The following is a 26,919-nucleotide window of genomic DNA, read 5'->3' on the forward strand; positions in this document are numbered from 1 at the left end:
GAAGCGACGCGGCAATCTCAAGAATTTTGTACTGCTTCATGAGATTGCCGCGTCGAGGCTTTGCCTATCCTCGCAAGGCGTTGCCCGCGTGGACCAACTTCACCTCTGTCATCCCGTGGCTTGACCACGGGATCCAGTTAAAATACTAAAATTATTAGTATTTTTTATTGTTTTTATGGATCTAGTTAGCAAGCCACAGGGTGACACAGTGGGTTTTATCGGTCTACGCAACAATGCCTCCTCGCAATGACGACTTGGTATCCATGGAATGACATCAAGTGCGGGATGATAATCTCCCATCTAATTCATTAGCAAAACTTGAAATATTACCTGCTCCCATCATAATTATCATATCGCCGGAAGATGCGTTATCTATAATAACTTCAACCGCATCATCTAATTCAGCTAAAAAATTTGCTTGGTCATGATGCTTATTTTTAGTAATCTTATTAACTAAATTTTGACTTGTAATCCCTTCTATAGGCTCTTCTCCTGCAGCATATATATCTGTAATATAAATCATATCAGCATCATTAAAGCAAAGCATAAAATCATCAAATAAATGCTGCATTCTTGAATATCTGTGAGGCTGAAAAATAGCAATAACTTTACCATTTTGCTTATCGGCTATATTTTTAGCCGTCGCAAGTGTTGCTTTGATTTCCTCAGGATGATGAGCGTAATCATCGATAACCACCGCCTTATTATATTCCGCTACTTTAGTAAATCTCCTCTTCACTCCTTTAAAATTATTGAAACCGTTTTTAATAGCTTTAATACCGAAATCTAATTCTATCCCAACGGCAATTGCAGCAAGACTATTTAAAATGTTATGTCTTCCGGGCGTTGGAATAGTAATTTTTTCAATAATCGTTGTACCTAGTACATTTGGTAGACTAATTTTTACGTCAAAAGTAGAGGAGGCAATATCAGTATTAATATTAAACGCTATAATATGAGCATCTTCCGAATCGATTCCATAAGTAACAATCTTCCTTTCAGTAATATCATCTACTAACTTACGAACTATTTTATGATCGATACAACAAACAGCAAAACCGTAAAACGGCAAATTAGTAATAAAGCTTTTAAACGCACCTATTAATGTTTCAAAATCTTTATAATAATCTAAATGTTCAGGATCAATATTAGTTATTATCGCAATAGTTGATGGAATATGAATAAACGTCGCATCGGATTCATCAGCCTCCGCAATTAAATAATTACTTGAACCAAGATATGCATTAGTCGATTTATTATTTATGATCCCACCGTTAATAACCGTAGGGCATAAACCGGCTGCCTCAAATAAACAAGCAACTAATGAGGTAGTAGTAGTTTTACCGTGCGATCCTGAAACCGCTACCGAACATTTTAACCTCATAAGCTCAGCGAGCATTTCCGCACGTCTAATGATAGGAATTTTACGCTCTAATGCCTCTTTTATTTCAGGATTATTTGAATTAATTGCCGATGAAATAACAACATACGAAACATTGGTAATGTTCTGCTCAGCATGTCCTAAAAATATTTTAATGCCGTATGACTCAAGTCTTTTAGTATTATAATTTTCTACTAAATCGGAACCTTGTACTTTATAACCTAGATTATGTAATATCTCGGCAATACCGCTCATTCCAACTCCGCCGATACCTATAAAATGTATAGTTTCTAAAGTTTGATTAGTTTTTTTAAATTCAAGTAACAGCATCTAAGTTTAATTATTTAAAGTTGAGTTCTGCATATAGGTTTTTATGTAGGTTGTCAAGTGTTATAAAACGTCATTGCGAGAAGAATTACGTAGTAATTCGACGAAGCAATCTCAGCATGCTTGACAAGATTGCCACGTCGAAACTACGTTTCTCCTCGCAATGACATCTCTAAACATCATCCGCCCTATCAAACTTTGCTTCGGAATAGAAGTTTCCTTGTAGCCCACCGACTTTTAGATCAATTAAAAATTTGGCTATTTCTTCGTTTTCTACGAATTCAGCTACCGTTTCAATACCTAAATCTTCTGAAATTTTAATTAATCTTTCTACAAAATACCTACTTTGTACATCACTTGTAATACTACGCACATATTTACCGTCAATTTTGATAATATCAATTGGTAAGCTTTGAAGTTGTTTAAAAGAAGTAAATCCCGAACCAAAATCGTCTAATGCAAATTTACATCCGTACTTACGTAGTTTATTAATAAATAAAGTTATTTTATCATAATTCTCATTTAAAGAAGTTTCTGTAATTTCAATAATTAAACGATCCCGAACATTATGAGCTTTTAATAAGTTTTCTGCTATTTCCCATAAAGCTTCATCGCCTGTTCCTATATTTGAAATATTAACGGCTAACATTAAGTTTGGGTTACAGGCAAGTTCGTTAACAGTCATTTCTAAAACAATTTGATCAATTATAAAAATTAATCCTTTATTTTCAGCAATAGGGATTATAGGACCTACGGAAATATAAACGCCGTTCTCATCAGGTATACGAAGCAGACATTCATAATAATGAACTTTCATGGTATTGCGATCTATTATAGGCTGATAAGCAAATTGCATAGTCTTTTTTGCTAAGGCTTGTCGTAATAAGTTAAGCTGAAGATTAGATTTTCTTATATTTTCCAAATCATGTTCTGCAGGGCTATATTCACGGTAATAATAATTATTATTTTGTGAAAGTAACATATTTAATGTTTTTTCAATTTCTTTAGCATTATTACTTACTTTTGGAAATTTAATACTAGCAATATAACAATTCATATAAATTGCCGGCTTCTGTTCATTAATATAAAGCTGTGAAAATAAATATAATTTTCTAGCAAAATTTTTGATTAAGTCAGAATCAGTAGTATTTAGGATAAATAATATTCTATCTTTCTTTATTTTTTTAAACTTTGAAAAAATATTAAGTTCTTTGCTTACATTTTCAATGATTTGATCTAAATCTTCAATTATAAAATGCTTATCCTGCTCTATAAATTCTATTTCATCATAATTAACTAATCTACAAGCAAAACATACGCCTTTTTCCAATTTATCTATCTCATCTTGTAAATCTTTATAATCCGTTATTAATTCCGACATTGCCATTTTTATCATAAAATTATATACTTAAGAATATTAGGACATTTTTACTGTAAATGAAATAAAAATATGAGCCGCATAGAAAGGATACAAGAAAAATTAAGTGTGTTAAAACCACATTTTCAAGAAATAATAGATGAAAGCCATAAACATGCTAGTCATTATGACGGAATTCACAGCCATATAAAAATAAGAATTGCTGCAGAAACATTACAGGGAAAAAGCCTAATTGCCAATCATCGCACTATTAATAACTTACTTGCCGATGAATTTAATAGCGGCTTACATGCTTTATCTATAGAGGTAATATGAAAACAAATAATATTTTAAAAGTAGCCGTTGGAGCTAGCGTTGTCACACAAAAAGCCTTAAATAGTATAGCGGATAAAAGCTGTGGCATAATTGAGGATAAAATAATTAAAGGTAATTACGTCACTCGCGAAGAATTTGAAAAATTACAAACTTTAGTAATAAAACTAAAAAAAGAATTAACAGAGTTAAGCGGTAAATAATTAATCAACTAGCTTTAGAATTTTCTATTTCTGCTTTTAGCTGTTCTATTTCTTCTTTAGATAATCCTGTGAACTCTATTATTTGCTGAACATTTTTACCTTGTTTTAGCATCATTTGTATTAATTCTGCTTTACCCTCTGCTTTACCTTTTTCAAAATTTTCAGATAAAGCTATTTCCTCGGCATCTTCCATTAATTTTGCTCTTAATATAGGCGTCGTATTCTTCGGGCGTGAGGTTGTGCATTTCTATTACATTATACGCATCTAATACTTTCTCGCTCTTTATATTTGCAGGCGGGCTAGTTTCGTTTTCTGCACACTTAAATAAATGTAGCCACTCATCTATAGTAGTATCAAACTTTTTAAGCTCTATAAATACATAGGAAAAATCAAATAAATATTGCTTATTTGTTTTAGTTTCAAGCATTTTATGAAGACTTATACAAGGTACTTCGTCATCAAACATTTTAGTCTCTTAATAAGCGAAATAACTATTACCGGTAATAAATCTTTATGCTTTATTCCTTTAGTCAGTTGCTGTACGTATGAATGAGCCGAATAATATTGTACTCTTTTTAAGTAATCGCTTTCATTTCTTTTTTGCATCTCGATTATATACCAGCTACCGGCTTCATCTTTAACCTTTAAATCAAATATGCTTTTTTTCCCTTTATCAATAATAGGTACTTGCTCTACAGGTATAAATTCTATTTCTTTAATTCTAAACCCCTCAGGTAATTCAAGAACTGCATTGATAAATTCCTTTAACCTTTCTAAATCACGAAAGATTTTTTTAAATAAACTATCATTTGTAGGATCTAAATATCTTTGCATATTAACTATTACTTTTAGTATTACTTATATTATATAGCTTTTTAAGTAATAAGTAAATATGCAACTTATAATAGAATAATTATTGCTATTTTTTAACAAAAATTACGTACTTTGATCAGTTCTGATTGATACTATTGCTGACATGCCGGGGACTAGATTAGCATTTGGGGATTCAAAATCTATTAAAACAGGTACACGTTGTACGATTTTAGTAAAATTACCTGTAGCATTATCGGGCGGGATTAAACTAAATTTAGAACCGGTAGCAGGAGCGATATTACGAATCTTCCCGTAAATTATTTTTTTAGGCAAAGCATCAAATTCAATTTTGACTTTCATGCCGGACTTAAATTTCTTAATTTGCGTTTCTTTAAAATTAGCCTGAATATACATAGTATTATCTTGAACTATAGAAAACAACGCCCTACCCGGTACTATGTAATTTCCGACTTCTAAACTACTATTACCGAATATACCGGGTACCATAGCAATAAGTTTAGTATTTTGTAAGCTCCTTAACGTTACTTTTTTGTTTTCCGTTAGCTCTTTAAGTTTTTCCTGTTCTGCTGCTTTTTCAAGCTCAAGAAGTTGTAAATTTTGCTTAGATATATCTAAATCTAACTGTGCTTGTTTATAATCCGTTTTGGCTTTTTGATATGCGTTTTTAGAATCATCTAACGTTTTAGAGCTAGCAAATTTTGCCTTATTTAATTCCTGCACTCTAGTAAAATCTGTTGAAACAATATCAAAGCTTATTTTAGTAAGCTTTAATTTTTCAGACGCTTGCTCTAGGCTAATCTGCCCTATTGAGATTTTTTGCTCTATAATTTCTATATTTTTTATGCAAGCTTCAATAGATGCTTCAAGTGCTGCAAGCTTTGCCTTATAATCTCTATCGTCAATTTCTCCTATCAGATCACCTTTATTAACTTTAGTATTATCGGTAACAAATAACTTTGTTAAAACACCGCTAACTTCAGCACTAACATTTGAAATATCTGCATCTATGTAAGCATTATCCGTGGATTGTGTATTTGCCCAAACATAAATTTTATATCCCAAATAAATAAATATTATTAAGGCTATAATAATTACATATTTAGTAAATGGATGATGTTTATATTTGTCGATAGCTTGTTGTAATACACTCGGCATAATTAACTTTACCAATACCCTCTATGTTTAAAAAAATAACAAATTGGTATAGAAAGAATATATATAACTGCAATTAACGGCAGTGAATACCATGGATATATGATAAGATTTATAATAACAATAGCAACTAAAATCATTGCAAGCGATAAATATTCAGGTTTAATACTCAAATTTTTTGTTGAGATTGTAGGAAGCCTACTAGCAAGTAGAAAAGCTATAATAGCTAAATATATATTAATTGTTATAGTGTGAGTACGGGTATTAATATTTAATAACGTACCGATTTCAAAATCTATCATTACAGGCGTTAAAGCAAGTAAAGCACCGCATGGGGCAGGTACACCGGTAAAAAAATATTCAGTTTTTTTATCTTGTTTCGGTTGATAAATACCAACGTTAAAGCGAGCTAAACGTAGTGCCATACACACTATAAATAATAGCATTACTGCTGATGAAAATACCTTATATTCATATTGCTGAAAAGACCATAAATATATTAAATAAGCAGGAGCTATACCGAAATTAGCAAAATCGCATAATGAATCAAGCTCTGCACCAAATGGGCTAGCTGCATTTAGCATCCTTGCTATTCTACCGTCGATACCGTCAATAATTGCCGCTACTATAATGCAATATACCGCAAGCTCCCATCTGCTATCCAAAGCAAATTTTATAGAACTCATACCGGTTACTAAACCAAGCAACGTAATAAAGTTGGGAATTAATTTTATTAGAGGTACAGGCTTAGTTATTATAGATTTACGAATTTTTAACAATTTTTATACTCAAAATGTATTTATCACGTCATTGCGAGGAAAAACTGTAAGTTTTGTACGTCCGCAATCTCAGGATACTTGACAAGATTGCAGCAAAGCTTCGCTCCTCGCAAGGCATTGTTGCGTGGATAGATTTTTCGTCATTGCGAGAAGAATTACGCAGTAATTCGACGAAGCAAGGAAGAAAAAAAATTCTGTATATCAGAATTTTTTTAATTATTTTTCTGGATTGCCACGTCGCTTCGCACCTCGCAATGACGGTTCGGGCATCCACGCAACAATGCCTCCTCGCAATGACGACCTTGAAGTTACGAGACTACTTCCTCTCAAACTTAAATTCTGCCGTCTTTTTACGTCCAAAATCAGCAATAATAGTTTCACCACCTATAGCAGTCTGCCCTTTACTCACTAATAAAGCTGTTTTCAACGGTAGATAAACATCTACTCTGCTACCGAAACGAATTATACCGTATCGCTCGCCCGTTTTAACTTCATTACCCTCTTCTAAATCACAAACTATACGCCTTGCTATAAGTCCGGCTATTTGAACAAAAACAATTTTCTGCCCTTGATCAGTTTCCATTAATACTGATTGACGCTCATTATAAATACTAGCTTTATCAAGTGAAGCATTAAAAAACTTTCCGGGATTATAATGAAGTGCTAAAATTTTTCCGTTTGCCGGGATTCTATTAACATGGACATTAAAAATATTTAGAAAAATACTAACTCTAATCATTTCCACATCACCAAGACCTAATTCCGGGGGCGGCAATGCTTCCTTAATTTCTTGAATTATTCCGTCTGCAGGACTTATTACCAGATCATCACTTATAGGCACAAAGCGATCAGGATTACGGAAAAAATAAATACACCAAGCAGTAGCAATAAATCCAATACAGCCAAGTTTTTCATTAAATGATGCTAATAAAAAACTTACTAATGCAAAGCTAGCAATAAATATATATCCTTCGCGGTGAATAATTTTAAATAAATCATTATATTGTTTCATTTTAATCTCTATGAACTCCTTATTATTTTTAACTATGCCTGCTCTGCTTTATCCTCTTGATTCTCACTCTCATCTTCATCTTGAGGGGTAGTCTGGGCTTCTTGAGCAGAACCAAGAGCATATACGCATAAATCCGGAAGTGGAACACCGTTTTTTTTGGCAAGATCATTTAGTTGTGATATTGCTTTCATAACCTCATCAGGAATAGTACCGCCTCTTTCGTCAGATAACCATTTTGCTTGAAATTGTAGCGGATGATGCCCTTCTTGAGGCGTACCTATATAAAACTTAAACTTGGCTCTTTGTCCACCAAAATCGCAGTCAAATTCAAACTCTTTATAATGTGCCATAACTTTATGAATTAATAATTATATTAATATTATTATATTCTAACAATAAAAATGCAAATCTAAAATAATTTCTGTCCAAGAGGTTACTGTATCAGTTACTTTAAAGCTAATTAAATGCTTTTTTGCTACAAATTATAAGATTTTCTTGAAATAGGAACTACTATTCCTTCTAAAATCTTATTAATTTTCGCTATAAAATCTCTTTAATTATCAATTAAAATAACTGAGGCATATAACCTCTAATATTTTTTAACTTTCTTAGTAATATAACGATTTGAATATATAAATTTATCGTTAGAATCTATAATTATCCCGCCTGCTTCCTTAATAAGAAGCTCAAATGCATAATATAATGTAAAATTTAATAATGATAAACATATTAAATCCGCTTTACCTGATGCTACAAGCGTAGCCCCGTAGCAAGGAGAGCCAAAAGATCTAATATTATCTACCTCTATCTCCTCCAAATCATTATGATTTACATCTTCAATAATTGCTAAACAGTTTTTTAAATCAGCATTATCGGAAACTCTAAGTCTTAATCCTTGATAATTAGAGTTTAAATTATTTTTTTCTATCCAAGCTCCTTTACCTTTTTCAGCATAATAAATTTCATTAAGAGCAGGAAAATATATTACTGTAGAAGTAGGAGTTAAAACTTCTTGATTCCTTTTTAAATAAGTTACGGATATCGCAAAAAAAGGTATGCTTCTGGCAAAATTATTTGGGCTATCTATAGGATTAATTAAAAAGACACTCTCATAATTATTATTTAAATCGAATTGATCCTCTGGAAAAAATAAATATTGTGTATGTTTTTGTAATTCTTCATATAATAAAGTTTTTAATCTTAAATAGGATCGCTTACAAAATTCTTCGTTTCTTACAGAATTTTTTTGCAGCATTTCGAGTTCTAAAAAATCTCTATGCAAAAACTTAACTGCTTTACGCAGGGCATTAATTAATAAATTAGTTATAGGTTGCATTTTATTTTAATGTTAATTTATTACAGCGTCATACCGTGGATAAATCGGCATTGTTGCATGGATCGAAAAATCTACTCGATGTCATTCCTGCGAAAGCAGGAATCCATTATAAATCGAGCTTTTAGTTTTAAAAACTTGTTATATTTATACTTTTTTTGGATTCCTGCTTTCGCAGGAATGACATTAAACTTACTTTGCCCTTTCGACATATGTCATATCATCAGTTTTAACAACAATTTTTTCTCCTACTTCTAAATATTGCGGTACCTTAACTTTAATACCGTTTTCTAAAATTGCCGGCTTATAAGAAGCGGTAGCGGTTGCTCCTTTTATTACCGGATCAGTTTCATTAATTTCAAGTATAACAGTTGGAGGAAGCTCAATATTTAAAGGCTTCTCATTATAAAATTCGACTTTAACAATCATATTTTCAGTTAAGAAAGGTAATTTTTCTTCTAAAATTTCCTTAGGAACATTTATTTGTTCAAAATGTTTGGTATCCATCAACACCAAATCATCACCTTCAAAATATAAAAATTGATAGTCTTTTTGTTCAAGTTCGGCTTTTTCTAAATAATCGGAAGAACTGAATCTTTCGTTACGCTTTGTCCCTGTTTTTAAATTTTTCATCTCAACTTGTACATAAGCTCCACCTTTCCCTGGTTGAGTATGTTCCGGTGTTTTGCTTACAACCCATAAATCATTATTATAAACTAATATGTTACCTGTTCTAATTGAATTTGCTGAAATTTTCATATATTATACATTTAAGACTTAAAATTAAAGTATAAATATACAAATTATTTCCTTTAAAAACAAGAATTTAATCTTATGACCACAATATTAGTAGTAGATGATATAGAAACCAATATTAAGTTACTAACAGCCAAACTTTTAAAAGAGTATTATACGGTTCTTACTGCAAATAGCGGCAAAGAAGCACTAGCAATTCTTAAAAAGGAGAAAATCGATACTATACTACTTGATGTTATGATGCCGGAAATGGATGGATTTGAGGTATGTAAAACGATAAAAACCGATCCGGAAACTACTCATATACCGGTCGTAATGGTAACTGCACTTTCTGATATTGATGATCGAGTTAAAGGTCTTGAGGCAGGGGCTGATGAGTTTTTAACAAAGCCTATTAACGATATTGCTCTATTTGTAAGACTTAAATCGCTATCTAGAATGAAAAGCTTAATTGATGAATTAAAGCTTCGTAATAGCACTAATGCATTATTAGGCGTAACAAATATCGAAATGCATGACACTTTTGCAGATAAAAAAATATTACTAATTAATGATGATGTGGTACAAGCTAAAAATATAAAACAAATGTTACTTAAGATTACCCAAAACGTAAAGGTAATAAGTAATTCCGATGAATTAGATATTATAAATGAATATACACCCGATTTTGTAATTATCAGTAGTACGCTCGAAAATGAAGATCCTTTAAGAATCAGTGTTATTTTAAGAGGTAAAGCAGAAATAAGCGGCGTGGTAATAATTTTACAAATTGATGAAGACGGTATGCCTTTAGTTGTGAAAGGTATTGAACTCGGTATTAATGATTATTTCGTTTATCCTATAGAGGAAAGCGAATTACTTGCTAGAATTAGAACACAATTAAGGCGTAAGCAATATCAAGATAATCTACGTAATGACCTTGAACAAAGTGTTAATTTAGCAGCTAAAGACGGCTTAACCGGCTTATTTAATCGTCGCTATTTCGATATACACCTCAAACAAATGATTGAGAAAGCTAATAAAGAAAGTATTAAATTATATTTACTTATGTGCGATATCGACAATTTTAAACACGTAAACGATACTTACGGTCATCAAGCAGGCGATAAGGTTTTAACGATTGTATCCCGTATTTTGAAGAATACTCTCAGAGTAACAGACTTAATAGCAAGATTCGGCGGTGAAGAATTTACTATACTTTTAACGGATATAGATATTTCTAAAGCAATTGAAACTGCGGAGAGAGTTAGAGTTAAAATAGAATATATGGATTTTCACATTGAAGATCAAATTGAACCTTTAAAAAAAACTATTTCAATCGGAGTTACGGAATATAAAAAAGAAGAATCAATAGAATCTTTTATTGAACGTGCTGACAAAGCTATGTATGAAGCTAAAACAACGGGTAAAAATAAAGTAGTAAAATTATAATTGATTTTTAAAAGTAAAAAAATAATGAGAAATTCTTCCAAAAAACATCTTGATTTACCATATAGACCAGGAGTCGGCATGATGATATTAAATGCCGATAACCATATATTCGTCGGTAAAAGAATAGATACAAAAATATCTGCATGGCAAATGCCTCAAGGTGGGATAGTTCCCGGCGAAACTCCAAGTATTGCAGCAATGCGTGAGATGTTAGAAGAAATAGGAAGCGATAAAGGATATATTATTGCCGAAAGCAAATGCTGGTATAGTTATGATGTACCGAGCTTTTTAATACCTAAATTGTGGAACGGTAATTTTCGCGGACAAAAACAACGCTGGTTTTTAATTAGATTTACCGGAAATAACGAAGATATTAATATAAATACCTCTAATCCGGAATTTGACCAATGGCGTTGGGCATCACTTGACGAACTATTATCTATTATAATTCCTTTCAAACGGAAACTTTATCAAGCCGTCGTAAAAGAATTTGAATCATTAATTCAGTAAAAATTTTATATATATATCTCATAAATGAAGAGTTGGTAGACAAAGTTTAATTTGGAAAAGAGCAAGGCATCTTGAAGCTGATAAACGCAGCGTACATACTAGTATGTGAGGATTACCAGCAAAAGATAACGTAGCCAATTTTTCAAATTAAACGAGTATACTTAATTATTTAGAGCCTCTTGATCCTCTATTTGACCTAAACATATATTATGTTGATCACTATCATCATGGTAATCAGAATTTATATGTACCTTAATTTTATTAGCCAGGTATCTTACGCCTAATATACTTAATGTTACTACTGTTGTAATACAGATAAATATAGTACCTGTAGCAGCACTATTTACCTCTCTATCACCTTCAATTAATTCATTTATAGCACTAAATAATGAAGTATCCGTATCATTGCCTAAAGTAAATACAGCACATTCATTTGTTCCTCTAGACAATAAACTAATATCTTTATCGCAACTAGATTCAATCATATAATATGTACTATCATTCTTTATTAAGTTATAATTATTATCACCGATTATATGTGCAGTAAATACATTTGCTAGGTTAGATATAGTTATATTAGCAATAAAATCTTTTACTTCTCTTATATGAAATAAGTTTATAATAAAATTACTTAGACAGTGATTTGTTGTTGTTTCAGCTTCCCAATCAACCGTATCAATTTGAGCCTCCGGCATTAAAAACCATGAATTTATATCTTCAAACGCAAATTTTAGCTCTCTAACCAATCCACATAAAATATATTTTTTATCAGCAATATGTACAAAGGTATGATCAGGATGCTCATCTAAAAAATATGTAGAACTATTAGAAAAAGGTTTTAAATGTACAGAATATACCTTATTTCTATCAAGGCTTTGGTCATAACTATTTTCACTAGAATCAGCTGATATTAAATTTGGTAATAAAATAAGTCTACAAAAATAACGAGTCTTCCCGATTAAGTGTGTAAACTTTTCCAAAAGCCTAGATTCTTTCGTCAAATTTTATTAAAAAATGAGCCATAGCCGCATTCCAATTTGGTATGGGCATGGACCATTTTTTGGTCATGTAATCAATTGCCAAATATAAGCTTTTAAAAACAGCATTATCATTTGGAAAAACACGTTTATTTTTTGTGACTTTTCGGAGTTGACTATTAACAGATTCCACAGCATTTGTTGTATAAATTATTTTCCGTATTTCTTCAGGGTATCCTAAGAAAATCATTAAATTATCCCAGTGAACATACCAAGATTTAGCAATTTGAGGATATTGTTTATTCCATTTAGATTCAAAAGCCTCTAAAGCGGAAAGTGCTTCTTTTTCTGTGCTAGTGTATAAATAGGTTTTAAATCACCAGCAAGCTCTTTCCGGTCCTTATATGATACATATCGTAAACTATTTCTAATTTGATGTACAATACATAATTGATGCTCCGTCTTTGGAAAAACAGCACCTATAGCTTCAGACATACCATTAAGGTTATCGCTACATGCTATCAGTATGTCTTGTATACCTCTATTTTTCATCTCAGTAAAATTTCCAAGCCAAAATTTAGCCCCTTCATTCTCACTGATCCATAATCCCAAAATATCTTTCCGCCCTTCTAAATCAATACCTAATGCAACATATACCGATTTATTGATAATCCGTTTATCCTGACGTACTTTTACTATTAAACAATCAAAAAATACTATAGCATATACTGGATCTAATGGACGGCTTTGCCATAGCTTAACATCCTCTATTATATCATCTGTGATTTGGCTAATTAAACTCTCGCTTACATCAGCTCCATATAACTCCTGAAGCTGTAATTTTATATCTGATAAACTCATACCTTTAGCATACAAAGATAGTACTTTATCATCAAAACCATCAAGCCTTCTTTGACGCTTTGCTACTAATGATGGTGCAAAACTGCTATTTCTATCTCTTGGCACTTCAATCTCAACAGCACCATTCTTTGTAATCAGATTCTTTGTGTTATAACCATTACGTGAATTCTGAGCATCACTTTGATTGTACTTGCTATATCCTAAATGATTATTCATCTCAGACTGTAGAGCTCTCTACAAGACGCTTGGTTATTTCTTTTAATAAACCATCTTCCCTGAATAATATTGATACATCTGTATCATTATTGATCAATAAATCTATCGCTTGTTCCATTGCAGCATTTTGTTTCTGTGTCATTGTAATTTCTCTTTTTGTTATATTTTCTTCTATACAACCTTTGAGAAATTTACACACTTATTTGGACAGTGCTAAAATGAACAGTAGTATACGAAGATCAACTTCAAAAAGAGCAAGGAATCCACAAGGCGAGGAGCGGAGCGTCTACTTAATACGTGAGCACCACAGCTCTTGTAGGATGACGTAGCCAATTTTTGAAGTTCATCAAGTATACACCTCTTCTGCCTGCTCTAAATCTTCCTCTAATTCACTATCTTCTTCGCTTTCAGAAGTTTCAGCAATTAAAGAGACAGATACGACTTTTTCACCGTCATCTAGCTTAAATAGGATTACGCCGCTAGTGTTACGTCCCGTAATACGTACTGACTCAAGTTTACAGCGAATTAACTTACCGCTATTGGTGATCAGCATTAGCTCATCATCCATTTTAACCGGCATAACACCTACAACTAAACCGGTTTTGTCGTTAATATCCATATTGATTATACCGCTGCCGCCACGGTCAGTAATTCTATAGCCATAAGCCGAGCTTCTTTTACCAAAACCGTTCTCTGTAACCGTCAAGATAAATTCTTCAGAATTTGCCATTTCTAAAATAGAATCTGCAGTCAAAGTTACACCTAACTCTTCAAGGTTAAACTCCTCACCTTTAGCAATCTCAAGCCTTTTTTCCCATGGCACTGTTAAATAGGCATCTCTATCCTCTTTTGTACTGCTAATGCCTTTAAGCACAGTCATAGAAATTACGGAATCCTCCTTGGCAAGTTTCATACCTCGCACTCCGTCAGAAGTACGGCTCTTAATAACACGCAGCGATTCAACAGGAAATCTTAAAGCTTTACCGGCTTTGGTGGCAAGTAAAATATGCTCGTCTTCTTTACATGGTTTTACGTCTATTAATTTATCATCCTCATCAAGCCTAATAGCAATTTTACCGTTCGACTGAATTTTTTTGAAATCTAATAAATCGCTTCTTCTGATATTACCCTTGGCAGTTGCGAACATAATATTTAAATTATCCCACTCATCCTGATTTTCAGGTAACGGCATAATATTTGTAATATGTTCATTTTCTTTCAACGGTAATATATTAACCATTGGTCTTCCCTTACCTTGCGGATTACTTAAAGGTAATTTATATAGTTTTAAACTATAAACCTGACCTATATTTGAGAAGAACAACATCGGAGTATGTGTACTACCGACAAAAACTTGCGTGGTAATATCCTCATCACGCATTGAAAGCCCTGATCTTCCTTTACCGCCTCGTTTTTGAGCCCTGTAACTACTTAGAGGCACTCGTTTTATATATCCTCCAAGAGTTACGGTTACTACCATCTCTTCACGTTGAATTAAATCTTCTATATCTTGATCAAATTCGCCGAATTCAATTGAAGTAAGACGAGGAGTCGCAAATTCTTCTTTAACTTTAATTAGCTCTTCCTTTAAAATCTCAAGTAACCTTGTGCGAGAGCCAAGTATATTAAGGTACTCGGTAATTTCTGTAGCGAGGTTCTTTAAATCCTCTTCAAGCTTGTTTTTCTCCATAGCGGTTAGACGTTGTAGCCTCATCTCTAAGATTGCCTTAGCTTGCACCTCAGTAAAGCTACATTTGCCTTGCTCATTTAACATTGCTTTATCATCAACTAGCTTCACAAGCGGTAGAATATTTAACGCATCCCAGCTGCGTGCCATTAATTCTTGCTTAGCTGCATTCGGGTTATTTGAAGCTTTGATAATACGTATTATTTCATCGATATTACTAACGGCAATGGTTAACCCTAGTAAAATATGTGCTCTATCTCTTGCTTTATTTAGCAAATATATAGTACGGTTAGTAATTACCACTTCCCTAAAACTAACGAAAGCCGCAATTACTTCTTTCAAATTCATCACTTTCGGTAGCCCGTCTTTAAGAGCAAGCATAATAACACCGAAGCTAGTTTGTAGCTGCGTACATGCGTATATTTGATTTAAGACTACCTCAACAACTACGTCTTTCTTTAACTCAATAAAAATTCTTACACCGTTTTTATTCGATTCGTCACGTAAATCACTTATACCCTCAATACGTTTCTCTTTAACCATCTCAGCAATCTTTTCAACAAGCCTTGCTTTATTTACCATATAAGGTATTTCGGTAATAATAATTGCTTGACGGCTATTACCGATATTCTCAATCTCGGCTCGACCTCGCATAATTATACTGCCTCTACCGGTAAGATATGCCGATCTAATACCGCTAATGCCTAAAATCATTGAACCTGTAGGAAAATCCGGTCCTTTAACAACTTCGAGTAAATCTAATATTTCTATATCGTTATTATCTATATATAAACAACAAGCATCGATAACCTCACCTAAATTGTGCGGAGGGATATTAGTTGCCATACCGACCGCAATACCTCCGCTACCGTTAACCAATAAATTAGGAAACATTGCAGGAAGTACGGAAGGCTCTTCTTCAGAACCATCGTAATTAGGGTTAAAGCTGACAGTCTCTTTATCGATATCCTCTACGAGCTTATGCGAAACTTTGGCCATTCGAGATTCGGTATATCTCATTGCCGCCGCCGCATCACCGTCCATCGAGCCGAAATTACCTTGCCCGTCTACAAGCGGTAAACGCAAGGAAAAATCTTGTGCCATACGTACTAACGAGTCGTAAATAGCACTGTCACCGTGCGGATGGTATTTACCCATCACGTCACCGACTATTCTTGCAGATTTTCTATAAGGTTTGCTAGCATGATTACCGGCTTCATACATAGAATAGATAATTCGGCGATGCACCGGCTTTAAGCCGTCCCGAACATCCGGTATAGCTCTACTTACTATAACACTCATAGCATAATCAAGATAAGATACTTTCATCTCATCTTCGATATTTACCGGTACTAAATTAGAAAAATTTTGATCAGTCACGATTACTTAGCCTTAAATTTAATGAATTATATTTAATTATAGAGACATAATAAATTTCTTTCAAGGATTGCTTGTATTTATAATCGTGGCATTGTTTTAAGCTATCGATGTCATTCCTGCGAAAGCAGGAATCTAGTACTTTTAGCTGTCACCCCGTGGTCAAGCCGGTCTTGTTGCATGGCTCGAAAAAAACGTACGATGTCATTCCCGCGTAGGCGGGAATCCAGCATAAAGCGAGATAAATCGAGCTTTTAATTTTAAAAACTTGCCGTATTTATGTTTTTTTACTGGATTCCCGCCTACGCGGGAATGACATAAACAAGTCATACAACAAGCTCTTTAGTCACTTGCAATGACGGCATCAACCGTTTCTAGGCAATGATATAATCGTAAAAGTTAACAAACTTTATTTATATATTAGAATTATTTTATACTTTCTAAATATAATGAACGCTCCTCTATTCTTTTTATATCATCTAATGTTACCGGTTCTTCTAACCTTTGTTTAAACTTAGCTCTCAATTTTTCTATAGTAAACTCAGCTCCATTTTGTGACAGACGTGAGGAGCGAAGCCTATAATAATAGGCGAAAGGGCGGACAACGAAGCACAAAGTGGGGATCAGTTTACTATAATCTTTATTTTTTTTAGAAATTGGGAATATTTTAGATAATAATTTATTAGTTTTGTTGAACATGTAATTGCTCCCGATTGATTAAACTTAAATTGCTCAAGCTTTAACCACCAAAGATTTTAACCTTGGGTGGTCGGGGCGTTCAAAGAACCGTCACAGAACAGTTATAATAGCTTTTAGGTTTAAAGTTTGCACTTTAACCCCTGAACATAGCTATTATCACCCCAACCATGACAAAGTTGAGGAGCATTTTTAAATGGATGATGCTAACCATCTGTGATAAAGGGCTTTGAAACCCCAGAATAACGTTACCGCTATTCTTGCAAGAGATTTTACTCAGTTTTTTTGAAATGTCAATTAGCTATCGATGTTATTGTTGCGTGGACCGAAAAACGCATTCGGTGTCATACCGTGGACAAGCCGGCGTTGTTGCATGGCTCCCTAATCGTCATTGCGAGCGACCGTAGGGAGTGCGGCAATCCAGAAAAAATAATAAAAAAAACGCTAAATTCAGCATTTTTTACTAGATTGCTTCGTCAATTACTTACGTAATTTCCTCGCAATGACGATGAAACCGAGCCATACAACAAGGCCGGACAAGCCACGGGATGACAACAAAAAAACCGAGCCTATACACGCAGGCAATAACATCCTAATTTAGCCACCGCTAGCATTATCATCTACTACACCCATTCTCTTCATCTGAATATAACTTCTTTCTAAATGTTCTATATTCGGAACAAGTAATAAATCTATTGGATTTATTTCCGTAGTACTAACAAAATAATCATCATCGTCATCAGAAATAGTATCGTCTTGATAAATCATAATACATTTCCTATTTTAGTTTAATTGTAAAAAAATAATACTATTAATTGATAAAAAGTAAATATATTAATTTGGCGTTACTACATAAGAAATTAACTATATTAACAAACCTCTATAGACTCAGAATTACCTATTAATATCCCGAAGCCTTCCCCTCCGTTATCATTATTATCATAATAATAATTAAAATCATTTTTAGGACAACACGGTTTAAATATAATATCTTTAGTAAGCCTTGTATTTATAGTAGCATGAAGTCCATTCGCCGAAGAAACTATTGCTCCATTACCTAAGCTATTATAATTTATATTAGAAAAATTTCCAAATTTGAGTGTATCACTGCCTGATACCGAACTATCCCTTGCTCCTAGATTCTCTATGCTAGCACTATTATATAGTGTTGTATTTTTTGTCATAATTTCTACCTTATTTTTTGTTAAAAAACCATTATACACAAAATTATAAATTAAGTAAAGAGAATATTAATAAATTAGTACTTTATTTACCTCTCTCTTCCTGCTGTTTATACCAGAGTTCTGCGTAATAGCCTTTGTGCTGTAGCAAGGTTTTATGGTTGCCTCGTTCTACTATATAGCCATTATCTAAAACAATAATCTTGTCTGCATCGATAATAGTTGATAGTCTATGAGCAATGATAAGAGTAGTATGATACTGTGATATTTCTTTAAGGCTTGCTTGAATTAGCTTTTCGGTTTTAGTATCAAGCGAGCTTGTTGCTTCGTCAAAAACATATATTGCCGGATTTTTTAAGATGGTTCTTGCAATTGCAATACGTTGTTTTTCGCCGCCTGAAAGCTTTAAGCCTCTTTCGCCTACCTGCGTTTCATACCCTTCGGGTAGCGTGCTGATAAACTCATGAATATGAGCATTTTTTGAGGCTGCTATAACTTCGTCATAGCTTGCTGCGTTATTACCGTATGCGATGTTGTAATATATCGTATCGTTAAATAGTACGGTATCTTGCGGAACAATCCCGATAGACCTACGAAGTGAGACCTGCGTGACTTCTCTTATATCTTGATTATCTATAGTAATGCTACCACTATTAATATCGTAAAACCTAAAAAGCAAGCGTGATATAGTTGATTTCCCTGCCCCGCTACTACCTACCACCGCTAAAGTTTTACCGCTCTTAATCGTAAAACTTATATTATGCAAAATCGGACGTTCCTGATTATAAGCAAAACTAACATTATCGAAACTAACCTCACCTTTTGAGATAATTAACTCCTTAGCGTTCACGACATCTTCTACTTCTGCCGGTATGTCTAAAAGATTAAACATATCTTCCATACTAACTAGAGCGTTTTTAATTTCTCTATAAGCAAAGCCAAGTATTGAAAGTGGAATTGATAGCTGAAATAGATAAGTATTAACCATTATTAAATCGCCGACGGTCATTTTATTCTGATTAATAGCATTTGCCGAAAGTATCATAAGGCTAACAAGCCCTAAAGATATTATAACATCCTGTCCTATATTTAAAATCGATAGGCTGTTAGTAGTTTTAGTAGCTGATCTTTCATAAGTTTGCAGAGCTTCATTAAACTTTATCGCCTCATATTCTTCATTACCGAAATATTTAACGGTCTCAAAATTCAACAAACTATCGATTGCTCTATTATTGGCAGTGTTATCGCTTTGATTCATTTCCCTTGCAAAAGAAATACGCCAAGTACTGATTAGGAAAGTATAACCGACATAAACTATCATTGTTATTAAAATAGTTACGGCAAACCAAATACCGTACACATACCATAACATCCCGCTTACAAGTATAATTTCTACACTTGTCGGAAAAATATTAAATAATGAATAACGCAGCACCGCTTCGATCCCTTTAGTACCACGCTCTATAGACCTACTTAAGCCTCCTGTTTTTCGGGTAATATGAAAACGCATACTTAAATTATGCATGTGCTTAAAGACATTTAGAGCAACTAAGCGAGTCGCCTGATGTCCTACTTTTGAGAAAATAATATTTCGCAGCTCACTAAATATTTGTACCAATATTTTTGTTCCGCCATATGCAAGAATAATCCCTATAATAACCGAAAGAGCAAAATTTTTATTTAGCCCATCTATTATATATTTATAAACAATCGGAACGAAAATATTTATTACTTTAGCTATGACTAGACAAATAAGAGAGGTAACAATACGCAGGCGTATATCAAAATCCTTCGACCATAAATAAGGCAGAAGTAAATAGAATGAATTTTTATGATTGTTGTTTTTGGGCATTTTTGGAGTTTTTGCAAGTTTGTATGGCTTTGTCATCCAAGAAGAATGTAGGCATGGCTCGGTGTCATTCCCGCGTAGGCGGGAATCCAGAAATACACTTGCCTAAATCTTCCCATCTAAGATTAATTTTTTCTATTAATTTTATTTTCCAAGCACGATTCCATTTCTTTAGTGCTTTTTCTCTAGCAAGAGCTTCTTTAATGTCAGTAAATTCTTCTGTATAGACAAGTTTTATAATATTATATTTTGCTGTAAAACCCTTGATTATTTTTTGCTTATGTTCATAAGTACGACGTAGTATATTATTAGTAATGCCAATATACAAAGTACCATTGCGATCAGAACATAATATATATACCCAATACATTTTTATTATTTATTTTTTCTGGATCCCCGCCTTCGCGGGGATGACATTGAGCAGGTTTTACCAGTCTACGCAACAGTGCTACGCGGGGATGACATCGAGTAGGCTTTTCAAGCCATGCAATAATACCCTACGTTCGCTCGCAATGACGTTTTTATTAGTTACGCCCCGGCTGCAGGCATCTTCTTCTTCGGTTGCCCTTCCAGCAACTTATCTAGCCTTCCTTCTTTTTCAAGATCAAATAGAGCATCACAACCTCCAACATGTATATTATCTATAAATATCTGCGGGACCGTCTTTTTTCCACCGGATTTCTTAATAAATTTTTCTTTCTCTTCCTGAGTAAAATTACTTACTTCAATTTCCTCATAAACAACATTTTTCTCATCAAGCAATGCTTTAGCTTTTATACAATAAGGACAACTAGCGAGAGTATAAATAATAATTGTGTGTAATATAGCTTTATTCATAATATTATATTTTTTTGTTAGATTTTAATATATTATCTTAAACTATAGTTTTTAAAGCAAGTAAAAATACATGAATAATTTTTCTATTATCTCAGAATATAAACCAGCAGGCGATCAACCAAAAGCAATAGATGAAATTATAGCAGGGTTAAATAGTAAAAAACGCTCACAAATGTTGCTTGGTATTACAGGGTCAGGCAAAACTTTTACTATGGCGAATATTATAGAGAGAACTAATCGCCCTACTCTGATAATGGCACATAATAAAACTTTAGCTGCTCAAATTTATTCAGAAATGAAGTCGATTTTTCCAAAGAACGCCGTTGAGTATTTTGTCTCATATTATGATTATTACCAGCCCGAAGCTTATATAGCACGTACTGATACTTTTATAGAAAAAGACTCATCAATTAACGAGCAGATTGATTTAATGCGTCATTCCGCTACAAGATCATTATTAGAGCGTCGTGACGTTATAGTAGTTTCTTCCGTTTCCTGTATTTACGGGCTTGGCTCTCCTGATTTATATTATCAGATGACGGTTAATCTAGAACCTGGCAAAAGCTACCCTCGTGATAAACTATTAAACGATTTGATAAATCTACAATATGAGCGTAACGATATCGGATTTGAGCGTGGCTGTTTTCGGGTTAAAGGCGACAATATCGATATTTTTCCCTCACATTATAGTGATAAAGCTTGGCGTTTATCGTTTTTCGGTAATGAACTTGAATATATACATGAATTTGATCCCCTAACGGGTGAGAAACTTGCTAAGCTCGATAAAGCTATGGTTTTTGGTAATTCGCATTTCGTGATGCCGCAAGAAACGGTAAATAGTGCCATATCAGGTATTGAGGAGGAGTTACAAAAACGCTTAGAGTTCTTAAAGTCGCAAGATAAACCGCTTGAAACGCAAAGGCTAAATCAACGTACTCAATATGACCTTGAAATGCTGACAGAAACCGGCAGCTGTAAAGGCGTTGAAAATTATTCGAGATTCTTTACCGGTCGTAATGCCGGTGAGCCGCCACCGACATTATTCGAGTACTTGCCGGAAGATGCGTTATTATTTGTTGATGAAAGCCACGTATCCGTACCTCAAATTAGAGCGATGTATAACGGCGACCGAGCAAGGAAAGAAGTATTGGTAGAGCATGGGTTTCGTCTGCCTTCTGCTCTTGATAACAGACCTTTAAAATTTGAAGAATGGGAAAAATTTAGACCGCAAACCGTTTTTGTATCAGCAACCCCGGGACCATTTGAGCTAGAAGAAACCGGAGACACTGTAGTAGAGCTGATTATCAGGCCTACGGGACTGCTTGACCCCGAATGTATTATCAAGCCTGCTACTAACCAAGTTGAGGATTTAATTGGCGAGATTCAGGCTACTATAGCTAAAGGTTTTCGTGTTCTAGTCACCACCTTAACTAAAAAAATGGCAGAAGATTTAACCGCCTATTTGCAGGAGCTAAAATATAAAACTTCTTATTTACATTCTAACATTCATACGCTTGAGCGTATCGAGATTTTAAGAGATTTACGACAAGGTACTATCGATATTTTAGTCGGTATTAATCTACTTCGGGAGGGGCTTGATATTCCTGAATGCGGCTTAGTTGCTATACTTGATGCAGATAAAGAGGGATTTTTACGGTCGGAAGTATCGTTAATACAAACAATCGGAAGAGCTGCAAGAAATAGTGAGGGCAGAGTTATACTTTATGCCGATAAAATGACTAAATCTATTGATAAAGCCATGAGTGAAACTTCGCGTAGACGGCAAATTCAGCAGGAATATAATGAAAAACACGGCATAATTCCAAAAACCATCAACCGTGCTATTCATGCTTTAGCAGAACTTGAGAAAGTCGATAGTAAGCTTGATAAAAAACAAGCTCATACTTTATTTGATAACCCTGCTAAGTTAAAAGCCCATATTGAAAAATTAAAGAAAGACATGCTTAAAGCCGCAAGTAATCTTGAATTTGAACAAGCCGCAAAACTTCGTGATCAGCTAAAAACTCTAGAAGAGGCAGCACTTGAATTAAGCTGATGGTGTGCGTTGTAGATCTAAAATCGTCATTGTTGTGTGGATACCAAAAACGTCATTGCGAGGAGCGAAGCGACGCGGCAATCTCATGAAGTAATAACAAACTCCTGAGATTGCTTCGTCAAAACTTACAGTTTTTCCTCGCAATGACGCTAAAATCAATTCACTCAACAACACTTAAAACTTCTTCTATGATACGGTGATAAGCCGTGCATATTAATAGCTTCTATATGTTCTTTTGTACCGTAGCCGGAATTTTTATGCCATAAATATTGTGGGAATTCAGTACTTAAATCTAGCATTAAACGATCCCTAGTAACTTTTGCAACAATAGAAGCCGCAGCAATCGATAACGATAAATTATCACCGTTAATCATACTAACAAATCTTTTATCCTTAAACGGCATATTACCGTCAACTAAAACTATTTCCGGCTTAAGGCTAAGATTTGCCGCAGCAATAGAACAAGCTTTTTTAGTTGCTTCTAATATATTAATTTCATCAATTTCGATATGGGAAATAATAGCAGCTGCCCAAACATAATTACTAGTTATTTGCTCATATAATAGTTCTCTTTTCTTTTTAGAAAGTTTTTTAGAATCTTTAATGCCCGGTATAATATTAGTGTTATCTATTATAACGGCACTTGCTACTACCGGGCCTGCTAGCGGTCCTCTACCTGCTTCATCTATACCTGCTACAATATAGTTATGATATTTTTTTTCAAAATGTAATAGATCTACTTCCATAATTGTATTTTTTTAATTTTTAATGTATATAATATATAGTCTTTGTTATATGAACGCCGAGTCGTCATTGCGAGCAAGCCGTAGGCTGCGTGGCAATCTCATGAAATAATAAACTCCTGAGATTGCTTCGTCAAAACTTACAGTTTCTCCTCGCAATGACGATAAAAATCAATCCATGCAACAAAACCTAAAATAATATAGAATTTTAAAGTGCAAAATTATTTTCAATTATTAGGACTTCCGCAAGATTATAATATTGATTTAAAGATATTAGAAAAGCAATATTTTGCTATGCAGGTAAAATATCATCCCGATAAAGCAAAAACTTTGCAGGAAAAGGAACAAAATCTAATTACTGCGGCTGAATTAAATAATGCTTACTCTACTCTTAAAGATACCTTAAAGCGTGCTGAATATATGCTGCTCTTGCAAAATATAAATTTGAATGACGAAAAGACACGTAGTTTACTTTCGCCTCTAGAATTATGCATATTCTGGGATGAAATGGAAATAATCGAAAATACAATCTTATTTAGTGATTTAGAAAAAATAAAAGACAAATATGAATTAATGAAAAAGCTTGAGATTGATTCTTTAAAACAAGCTTTTGAAGAACAAAATCTATCAGACACAATTATAAAAACTAGCAAGCTTAAATATATTGGGACATTGCTGCATAAACTGCAAGAAAAAATAAAATCATGCAAATAATAGAAATTACAGAACCGGAGCAAGCTGATTTTAAGCAAGAACGGCAAATAGCAGTCGGTATCGATTTTGGCACTACTAACTCATTAATAGCTATTGCAACTAATAGAAAAGTTAAAGTTATTAAATCTAGAGATGATAAAGAACTAATCCCAACTACTATAGATTTTACAAACGAAAATTTTATAATAGGTAATAATAAAGGGCTGCGTTCTATTAAAAGACTATTCGGTAAAACATTAAAAGAAATTTTAAATACTCCGGCACTTTTTTCGTTAATTAAAGATTATCTAGAGGCAAATAGTAGTGAGCTTAAATTAAACTTTGCAAATAAACAACTGCGAATCTCTGAAATTGCAGCAGAAGTTTTTATTTACTTAAAAAATCAAGCAGAAGAGCAATTAAAGACTAATATAACTAAAGCAGTTATAACCGTACCTGCACATTTTAACGATGCAGCAAGAGGCGAAGTAATGCTTGCGGCTAAAATAGCAGGTTTTGAAGTATTAAGGCTAATTGCCGAACCTACTGCAGCTGCCTATGCTTACGGCTTAAACAAAAATCAAAAAGGCTGTTATTTAGTATATGACCTAGGCGGCGGCACTTTTGACGTATCTATTCTTAATATACAAGAAGGTATTTTTCAAGTTATAGCAACAAACGGCGATAATATGCTTGGTGGCGACGATATAGATGTAGTAATTACACAATATCTTTGCAATAAATTTGATTTACCTAATTCTGTAGATACTTTACAACTTGCAAAAAAAGCTAAAGAAACTTTAACATATAAAGATAGTTTTAATAATGATAATATATCAATTAATAAGCAAACATTAGAACAATTAATTTTACCTTTAGTAGAACGTACTATCAATATAGCTAAAGAATGTTTAGAACAAGCAGGGAATCCAAAGATAGATGGCATTATTTTAGTTGGCGGTGCAACTCGTACTCCTTTAATAAAAACCGAATTATCTAAAGCATTTAAAGTGCAGCATATTTCCAAAAGGTTCAGACAAGATGAATTTAAAGGCGAGCCTGCGGGGCGTATAAAAATACGTGAGCACAGGCAAGTCCTGCAAAATTCGCTTGTATCAAACTTTATGGAATATGCTGTAGATATTTTATCAGATATCGATCCTGATAAAGCAGTCGTATGGGGGGCTGCATTACAAGCAGAAAATTTAACAGCACCCCATACAAATTCATTATTGATTGATGTAGTACCTTTATCGCTGGGTGTGGAATTATACGGCGGTATAGTTGAAAAAATCATTATGCGTAATACTCCGATTCCTATTTCGGTAGTAAAAGAATTTACGACTTATGCCGATAATCAAACCGGTATACAATTTCATATATTGCAAGGCGAACGTGAAATGGCTGTAGATTGCCGTAGCTTGGCTCGATTTGAGTTAAAGGGACTTCCTCCTATGAAAGCAGGAAATATTAGAGCCGAAGTTACTTTTGCTATTGATGCAGACGGTATATTATCCGTTTCTGCTTATGAGAAAATCAGTAATACATCACATACTATAGAAGTAAAGCCAAATCACGGTATTGATAAAACGGAGATTGATATTATGTTAGAAAACGCTTATAAAAATGCTAAAATAGATTATACTACGAGATTATTACAAGAAGCAATAATTGAAGCAGAGGCTTTAATCTTTAGCATAGAACGTGCTATAGCAGAATTAACAGCTTTATTATCGGAAAGTGAGATATCTATAATTAATTCTTTATTAGATAATATAAAAGAAGCCGCACACGCTAGAGATCGGATCTTAATTAACAATTCTATTAAAGAATTTAAATCCAAAATAAAAAAATCTATGAATACAAAGCTTAATATAATAATTAATGATTTGCTAAAAGGCAAAAATATCAATCAAACTAAATAGCCTCAGTTATATATAAAATATTTATATATAATCGAACTAATTTAGATAAGGAAAAATAAGAAGAATGTCAGGAAAAATAAAAGTAACATTTATTGTAAATGATGGAGAAGAAAAAACTGTAGAAGCACCTATAGGGCTTTCCATTTTAGAAATTACCCATAGTAACGATCTAGACCTTGAGGGAGCTTGTGAAGGATCTCTTGCTTGTGCTACTTGTCACGTTATTTTAGAAGAAGAATTTTACAACAAATTAAAAAAACCTACGGAAGCAGAGGAAGATATGCTTGACTTAGCCTTCGGTCTTACCGATACTTCTAGATTGGGATGCCAAATTATTTTAACCGAAGAATTAGACGGCATAAAAGTACGCCTTCCTTCTGCTACTCGTAATATAAAATTATAATGGATTAAA

Annotated in this window: 27 protein-coding genes and 2 pseudogenes; 8 read left to right on the forward strand and 21 right to left on the reverse strand. The window is 33.4% G+C overall.

The features are described from left to right. Nucleotides 1–274: 274 nt before the first annotated feature. Entirely contained in the window at nt 275–1,711 is a 1,437-nt protein-coding gene (murC, locus tag RF_RS05540) for a UDP-N-acetylmuramate--L-alanine ligase (protein ID WP_011271353.1), read from the reverse strand. A 169-nt stretch (nt 1,712–1,880) separates the two neighbouring features. Continuing rightward, nucleotides 1,881–3,104, reverse strand: a complete 1,224-nt coding sequence (locus tag RF_RS05545; RefSeq protein ID WP_011271354.1) for an EAL domain-containing protein — start codon at nt 3,102–3,104, stop codon at nt 1,881–1,883. A gap of 54 nt (nt 3,105–3,158) precedes the next feature. Between RF_RS05545 and RF_RS05550 the strand changes: the two genes are divergently transcribed. Further along, nucleotides 3,159–3,401: a BolA family protein gene (locus tag RF_RS05550; RefSeq protein WP_011271355.1), complete on the forward strand. Its 243-nt coding sequence runs from the start codon at nt 3,159–3,161 to the stop codon at nt 3,399–3,401. Further along, complete coding sequence (locus tag RF_RS05555) at nt 3,398–3,601, forward strand: hypothetical protein (RefSeq protein WP_011271356.1); 204 nt, start codon at nt 3,398–3,400, stop codon at nt 3,599–3,601. Before RF_RS05550 ends, RF_RS05555 begins: the two co-directional genes overlap by 4 nt. Before the next feature lie 4 nt (nt 3,602–3,605). Here the strand turns inward: RF_RS05555 and RF_RS10930 are convergent, their stop codons facing one another. From RF_RS10930 to efp, 9 genes are all read right to left on the reverse strand, one after another. Then, a complete protein-coding gene (locus RF_RS10930; protein WP_011271357.1) occupies nt 3,606–3,794 on the reverse strand; it encodes a hypothetical protein in 189 nt (62 codons plus the stop codon). After that, the gene (locus tag RF_RS10935; RefSeq protein ID WP_011271358.1) at nt 3,763–4,068 is read right to left on the reverse strand and encodes a PD-(D/E)XK nuclease family transposase; all 306 of its coding nucleotides are present in this window, start codon (nt 4,066–4,068) and stop codon (nt 3,763–3,765) included. Before RF_RS10935 ends, RF_RS10930 begins: the two co-directional genes overlap by 32 nt. After that, nucleotides 4,041–4,436 (reverse strand): Rpn family recombination-promoting nuclease/putative transposase, encoded by a 396-nt coding sequence (locus RF_RS10940; RefSeq protein ID WP_011271359.1) that lies wholly within the window; start codon nt 4,434–4,436, stop codon nt 4,041–4,043. The genes RF_RS10935 and RF_RS10940 overlap by 28 nt, the downstream gene beginning before the upstream one ends. 102 nt (nt 4,437–4,538) lie before the next feature. Next, the gene (locus tag RF_RS05570) at nt 4,539–5,591 is read right to left on the reverse strand and encodes an HlyD family secretion protein (RefSeq protein ID WP_039595148.1); all 1,053 of its coding nucleotides are present in this window, start codon (nt 5,589–5,591) and stop codon (nt 4,539–4,541) included. 8 nt (nt 5,592–5,599) lie between these two features. Beyond that, nucleotides 5,600–6,367 carry a CDP-alcohol phosphatidyltransferase family protein gene (locus RF_RS05575; RefSeq protein ID WP_008580317.1) on the reverse strand — a complete coding sequence of 256 codons (768 nt, stop codon included), beginning with the start codon at nt 6,365–6,367 and terminating at the stop codon, nt 5,600–5,602. A gap of 316 nt (nt 6,368–6,683) precedes the next feature. After that, complete coding sequence (locus RF_RS05580) at nt 6,684–7,379, reverse strand: phosphatidylserine decarboxylase (RefSeq protein WP_011271361.1); 696 nt, start codon at nt 7,377–7,379, stop codon at nt 6,684–6,686. 32 nt (nt 7,380–7,411) lie between these two features. After that, nucleotides 7,412–7,729 (reverse strand): DUF2610 domain-containing protein, encoded by a 318-nt coding sequence (locus tag RF_RS05585; RefSeq protein ID WP_011271362.1) that lies wholly within the window; start codon nt 7,727–7,729, stop codon nt 7,412–7,414. A 239-nt stretch (nt 7,730–7,968) separates the two neighbouring features. Continuing rightward, nucleotides 7,969–8,715, reverse strand: coding sequence for an inositol monophosphatase family protein (locus RF_RS05590; protein ID WP_011271363.1), 747 nt, complete (start codon nt 8,713–8,715; stop codon nt 7,969–7,971). 189 nt (nt 8,716–8,904) lie between these two features. Further along, a complete protein-coding gene (efp, locus tag RF_RS05595) occupies nt 8,905–9,471 on the reverse strand; it encodes an elongation factor P (protein ID WP_011271364.1) in 567 nt (188 codons plus the stop codon). A gap of 75 nt (nt 9,472–9,546) precedes the next feature. Between efp and RF_RS05600 the strand changes: the two genes are divergently transcribed. Continuing rightward, nucleotides 9,547–10,899, forward strand: a complete 1,353-nt coding sequence (locus RF_RS05600; protein WP_011271365.1) for a PleD family two-component system response regulator — start codon at nt 9,547–9,549, stop codon at nt 10,897–10,899. A gap of 24 nt (nt 10,900–10,923) precedes the next feature. Then, nucleotides 10,924–11,409: an RNA pyrophosphohydrolase gene (locus RF_RS05605; protein WP_008580323.1), complete on the forward strand. Its 486-nt coding sequence runs from the start codon at nt 10,924–10,926 to the stop codon at nt 11,407–11,409. 704 nt (nt 11,410–12,113) lie between these two features. Here the strand turns inward: RF_RS05605 and RF_RS05615 are convergent. The 9 genes and pseudogenes from RF_RS05615 to grxC all read right to left on the reverse strand — a co-directional run. Continuing rightward, nucleotides 12,114–12,410: pseudogene (locus RF_RS05615) on the reverse strand (hypothetical protein); the annotation flags it as partial. Further along, nucleotides 12,394–13,605: pseudogene (locus RF_RS12035) on the reverse strand (IS256 family transposase). The pseudogenes RF_RS12035 and RF_RS05615, both read right to left, overlap by 17 nt. A 204-nt stretch (nt 13,606–13,809) precedes the next feature. After that, nucleotides 13,810–16,530 carry a DNA topoisomerase (ATP-hydrolyzing) subunit A gene (gene gyrA / locus RF_RS05625; RefSeq protein ID WP_011271367.1) on the reverse strand — a complete coding sequence of 907 codons (2,721 nt, stop codon included), beginning with the start codon at nt 16,528–16,530 and terminating at the stop codon, nt 13,810–13,812. 423 nt (nt 16,531–16,953) lie between these two features. Then, nucleotides 16,954–17,226: a hypothetical protein gene (locus RF_RS05630; RefSeq protein WP_039595155.1), complete on the reverse strand. Its 273-nt coding sequence runs from the start codon at nt 17,224–17,226 to the stop codon at nt 16,954–16,956. Nucleotides 17,227–17,820: 594 nt separating this feature from the next. After that, nucleotides 17,821–17,991 carry a hypothetical protein gene (locus RF_RS10645; RefSeq protein WP_156110769.1) on the reverse strand — a complete coding sequence of 57 codons (171 nt, stop codon included), beginning with the start codon at nt 17,989–17,991 and terminating at the stop codon, nt 17,821–17,823. A 101-nt stretch (nt 17,992–18,092) separates the two neighbouring features. Further along, the gene (locus tag RF_RS05635) at nt 18,093–18,407 is read right to left on the reverse strand and encodes a hypothetical protein (RefSeq protein ID WP_039595154.1); all 315 of its coding nucleotides are present in this window, start codon (nt 18,405–18,407) and stop codon (nt 18,093–18,095) included. A gap of 82 nt (nt 18,408–18,489) precedes the next feature. Next, nucleotides 18,490–20,256 (reverse strand): ABCB family ABC transporter ATP-binding protein/permease, encoded by a 1,767-nt coding sequence (locus RF_RS05640; protein ID WP_039595160.1) that lies wholly within the window; start codon nt 20,254–20,256, stop codon nt 18,490–18,492. A gap of 64 nt (nt 20,257–20,320) precedes the next feature. Next, the gene (locus RF_RS05645) at nt 20,321–20,623 is read right to left on the reverse strand and encodes a GIY-YIG nuclease family protein (protein WP_011271370.1); all 303 of its coding nucleotides are present in this window, start codon (nt 20,621–20,623) and stop codon (nt 20,321–20,323) included. A 158-nt stretch (nt 20,624–20,781) separates the two neighbouring features. Beyond that, complete coding sequence (grxC, locus tag RF_RS05650) at nt 20,782–21,090, reverse strand: glutaredoxin 3 (RefSeq protein ID WP_011271371.1); 309 nt, start codon at nt 21,088–21,090, stop codon at nt 20,782–20,784. Nucleotides 21,091–21,160: 70 nt separating this feature from the next. Here grxC and uvrB point away from each other — a divergent pair, with 70 nt between their 5' ends. Next, complete coding sequence (gene uvrB, locus RF_RS05655) at nt 21,161–23,146, forward strand: excinuclease ABC subunit UvrB (RefSeq protein WP_011271372.1); 1,986 nt, start codon at nt 21,161–21,163, stop codon at nt 23,144–23,146. A 164-nt stretch (nt 23,147–23,310) separates the two neighbouring features. Here uvrB and RF_RS05660 read toward each other — a convergent pair whose 3' ends face one another. After that, on the reverse strand, nt 23,311–23,892 hold the full coding sequence (locus tag RF_RS05660) for a ribonuclease HII (RefSeq protein WP_011271373.1): 582 nt from the start codon (nt 23,890–23,892) through the stop codon (nt 23,311–23,313). Nucleotides 23,893–24,102: 210 nt separating this feature from the next. Between RF_RS05660 and hscB the strand changes: the two genes are divergently transcribed. The 3 genes from hscB to RF_RS05675 all read left to right on the forward strand — a co-directional run bounded on the left by hscB (nt 24,103) and on the right by RF_RS05675 (nt 26,910). After that, complete coding sequence (hscB, locus tag RF_RS05665; RefSeq protein ID WP_011271374.1) at nt 24,103–24,603, forward strand: Fe-S protein assembly co-chaperone HscB; 501 nt, start codon at nt 24,103–24,105, stop codon at nt 24,601–24,603. Further along, a complete protein-coding gene (gene hscA / locus RF_RS05670) occupies nt 24,594–26,507 on the forward strand; it encodes a Fe-S protein assembly chaperone HscA (protein ID WP_011271375.1) in 1,914 nt (637 codons plus the stop codon). Before hscB ends, hscA begins: the two co-directional genes overlap by 10 nt. Nucleotides 26,508–26,571: 64 nt before the next feature. Next, a complete protein-coding gene (locus RF_RS05675; protein WP_011271376.1) occupies nt 26,572–26,910 on the forward strand; it encodes a ferredoxin family 2Fe-2S iron-sulfur cluster binding protein in 339 nt (112 codons plus the stop codon). Nucleotides 26,911–26,919 lie beyond the last annotated feature (9 nt).

The sequence above is a fragment of the Rickettsia felis URRWXCal2 genome (assembly GCA_000012145.1).
Taxonomy (GTDB): domain Bacteria; phylum Pseudomonadota; class Alphaproteobacteria; order Rickettsiales; family Rickettsiaceae; genus Rickettsia; species Rickettsia felis.

Bases quoted from the DNA above. Each gene is read 5' to 3' on its own strand.
- murC (WP_011271353.1), bottom strand. From the start codon at position 1,711: ATGCTGTTACTTGAATTTAAAAAAACTAATCAAACTTTAGAAACTATA.
- RF_RS05545 (WP_011271354.1), bottom strand. From the start codon at position 3,104: ATGATAAAAATGGCAATGTCGGAATTAATAACGGATTATAAAGATTTA.
- RF_RS05550 (WP_011271355.1), top strand. From the start codon at position 3,159: ATGAGCCGCATAGAAAGGATACAAGAAAAATTAAGTGTGTTAAAACCA.
- RF_RS05555 (WP_011271356.1), top strand. From the start codon at position 3,398: ATGAAAACAAATAATATTTTAAAAGTAGCCGTTGGAGCTAGCGTTGTC.
- RF_RS10930 (WP_011271357.1), bottom strand. From the start codon at position 3,794: ATGGAAGATGCCGAGGAAATAGCTTTATCTGAAAATTTTGAAAAAGGT.
- RF_RS10935 (WP_011271358.1), bottom strand. From the start codon at position 4,068: ATGTTTGATGACGAAGTACCTTGTATAAGTCTTCATAAAATGCTTGAA.
- RF_RS10940 (WP_011271359.1), bottom strand. From the start codon at position 4,436: ATGCAAAGATATTTAGATCCTACAAATGATAGTTTATTTAAAAAAATC.
- RF_RS05570 (WP_039595148.1), bottom strand. From the start codon at position 5,591: ATGCCGAGTGTATTACAACAAGCTATCGACAAATATAAACATCATCCA.
- RF_RS05580 (WP_011271361.1), bottom strand. From the start codon at position 7,379: ATGAAACAATATAATGATTTATTTAAAATTATTCACCGCGAAGGATAT.
- RF_RS05585 (WP_011271362.1), bottom strand. From the start codon at position 7,729: ATGGCACATTATAAAGAGTTTGAATTTGACTGCGATTTTGGTGGACAA.
- RF_RS05590 (WP_011271363.1), bottom strand. From the start codon at position 8,715: ATGCAACCTATAACTAATTTATTAATTAATGCCCTGCGTAAAGCAGTT.
- efp (WP_011271364.1), bottom strand. From the start codon at position 9,471: ATGAAAATTTCAGCAAATTCAATTAGAACAGGTAACATATTAGTTTAT.
- RF_RS05600 (WP_011271365.1), top strand. From the start codon at position 9,547: ATGACCACAATATTAGTAGTAGATGATATAGAAACCAATATTAAGTTA.
- RF_RS05605 (WP_008580323.1), top strand. From the start codon at position 10,924: ATGAGAAATTCTTCCAAAAAACATCTTGATTTACCATATAGACCAGGA.
- RF_RS05630 (WP_039595155.1), bottom strand. From the start codon at position 17,226: ATGTTCAACAAAACTAATAAATTATTATCTAAAATATTCCCAATTTCT.
- RF_RS10645 (WP_156110769.1), bottom strand. From the start codon at position 17,991: ATGATTTATCAAGACGATACTATTTCTGATGACGATGATGATTATTTT.
- RF_RS05635 (WP_039595154.1), bottom strand. From the start codon at position 18,407: ATGACAAAAAATACAACACTATATAATAGTGCTAGCATAGAGAATCTA.
- RF_RS05640 (WP_039595160.1), bottom strand. From the start codon at position 20,256: ATGCCCAAAAACAACAATCATAAAAATTCATTCTATTTACTTCTGCCT.
- RF_RS05645 (WP_011271370.1), bottom strand. From the start codon at position 20,623: ATGTATTGGGTATATATATTATGTTCTGATCGCAATGGTACTTTGTAT.
- grxC (WP_011271371.1), bottom strand. From the start codon at position 21,090: ATGAATAAAGCTATATTACACACAATTATTATTTATACTCTCGCTAGT.
- uvrB (WP_011271372.1), top strand. From the start codon at position 21,161: ATGAATAATTTTTCTATTATCTCAGAATATAAACCAGCAGGCGATCAA.
- RF_RS05660 (WP_011271373.1), bottom strand. From the start codon at position 23,892: ATGGAAGTAGATCTATTACATTTTGAAAAAAAATATCATAACTATATT.
- hscA (WP_011271375.1), top strand. From the start codon at position 24,594: ATGCAAATAATAGAAATTACAGAACCGGAGCAAGCTGATTTTAAGCAA.
- RF_RS05675 (WP_011271376.1), top strand. From the start codon at position 26,572: ATGTCAGGAAAAATAAAAGTAACATTTATTGTAAATGATGGAGAAGAA.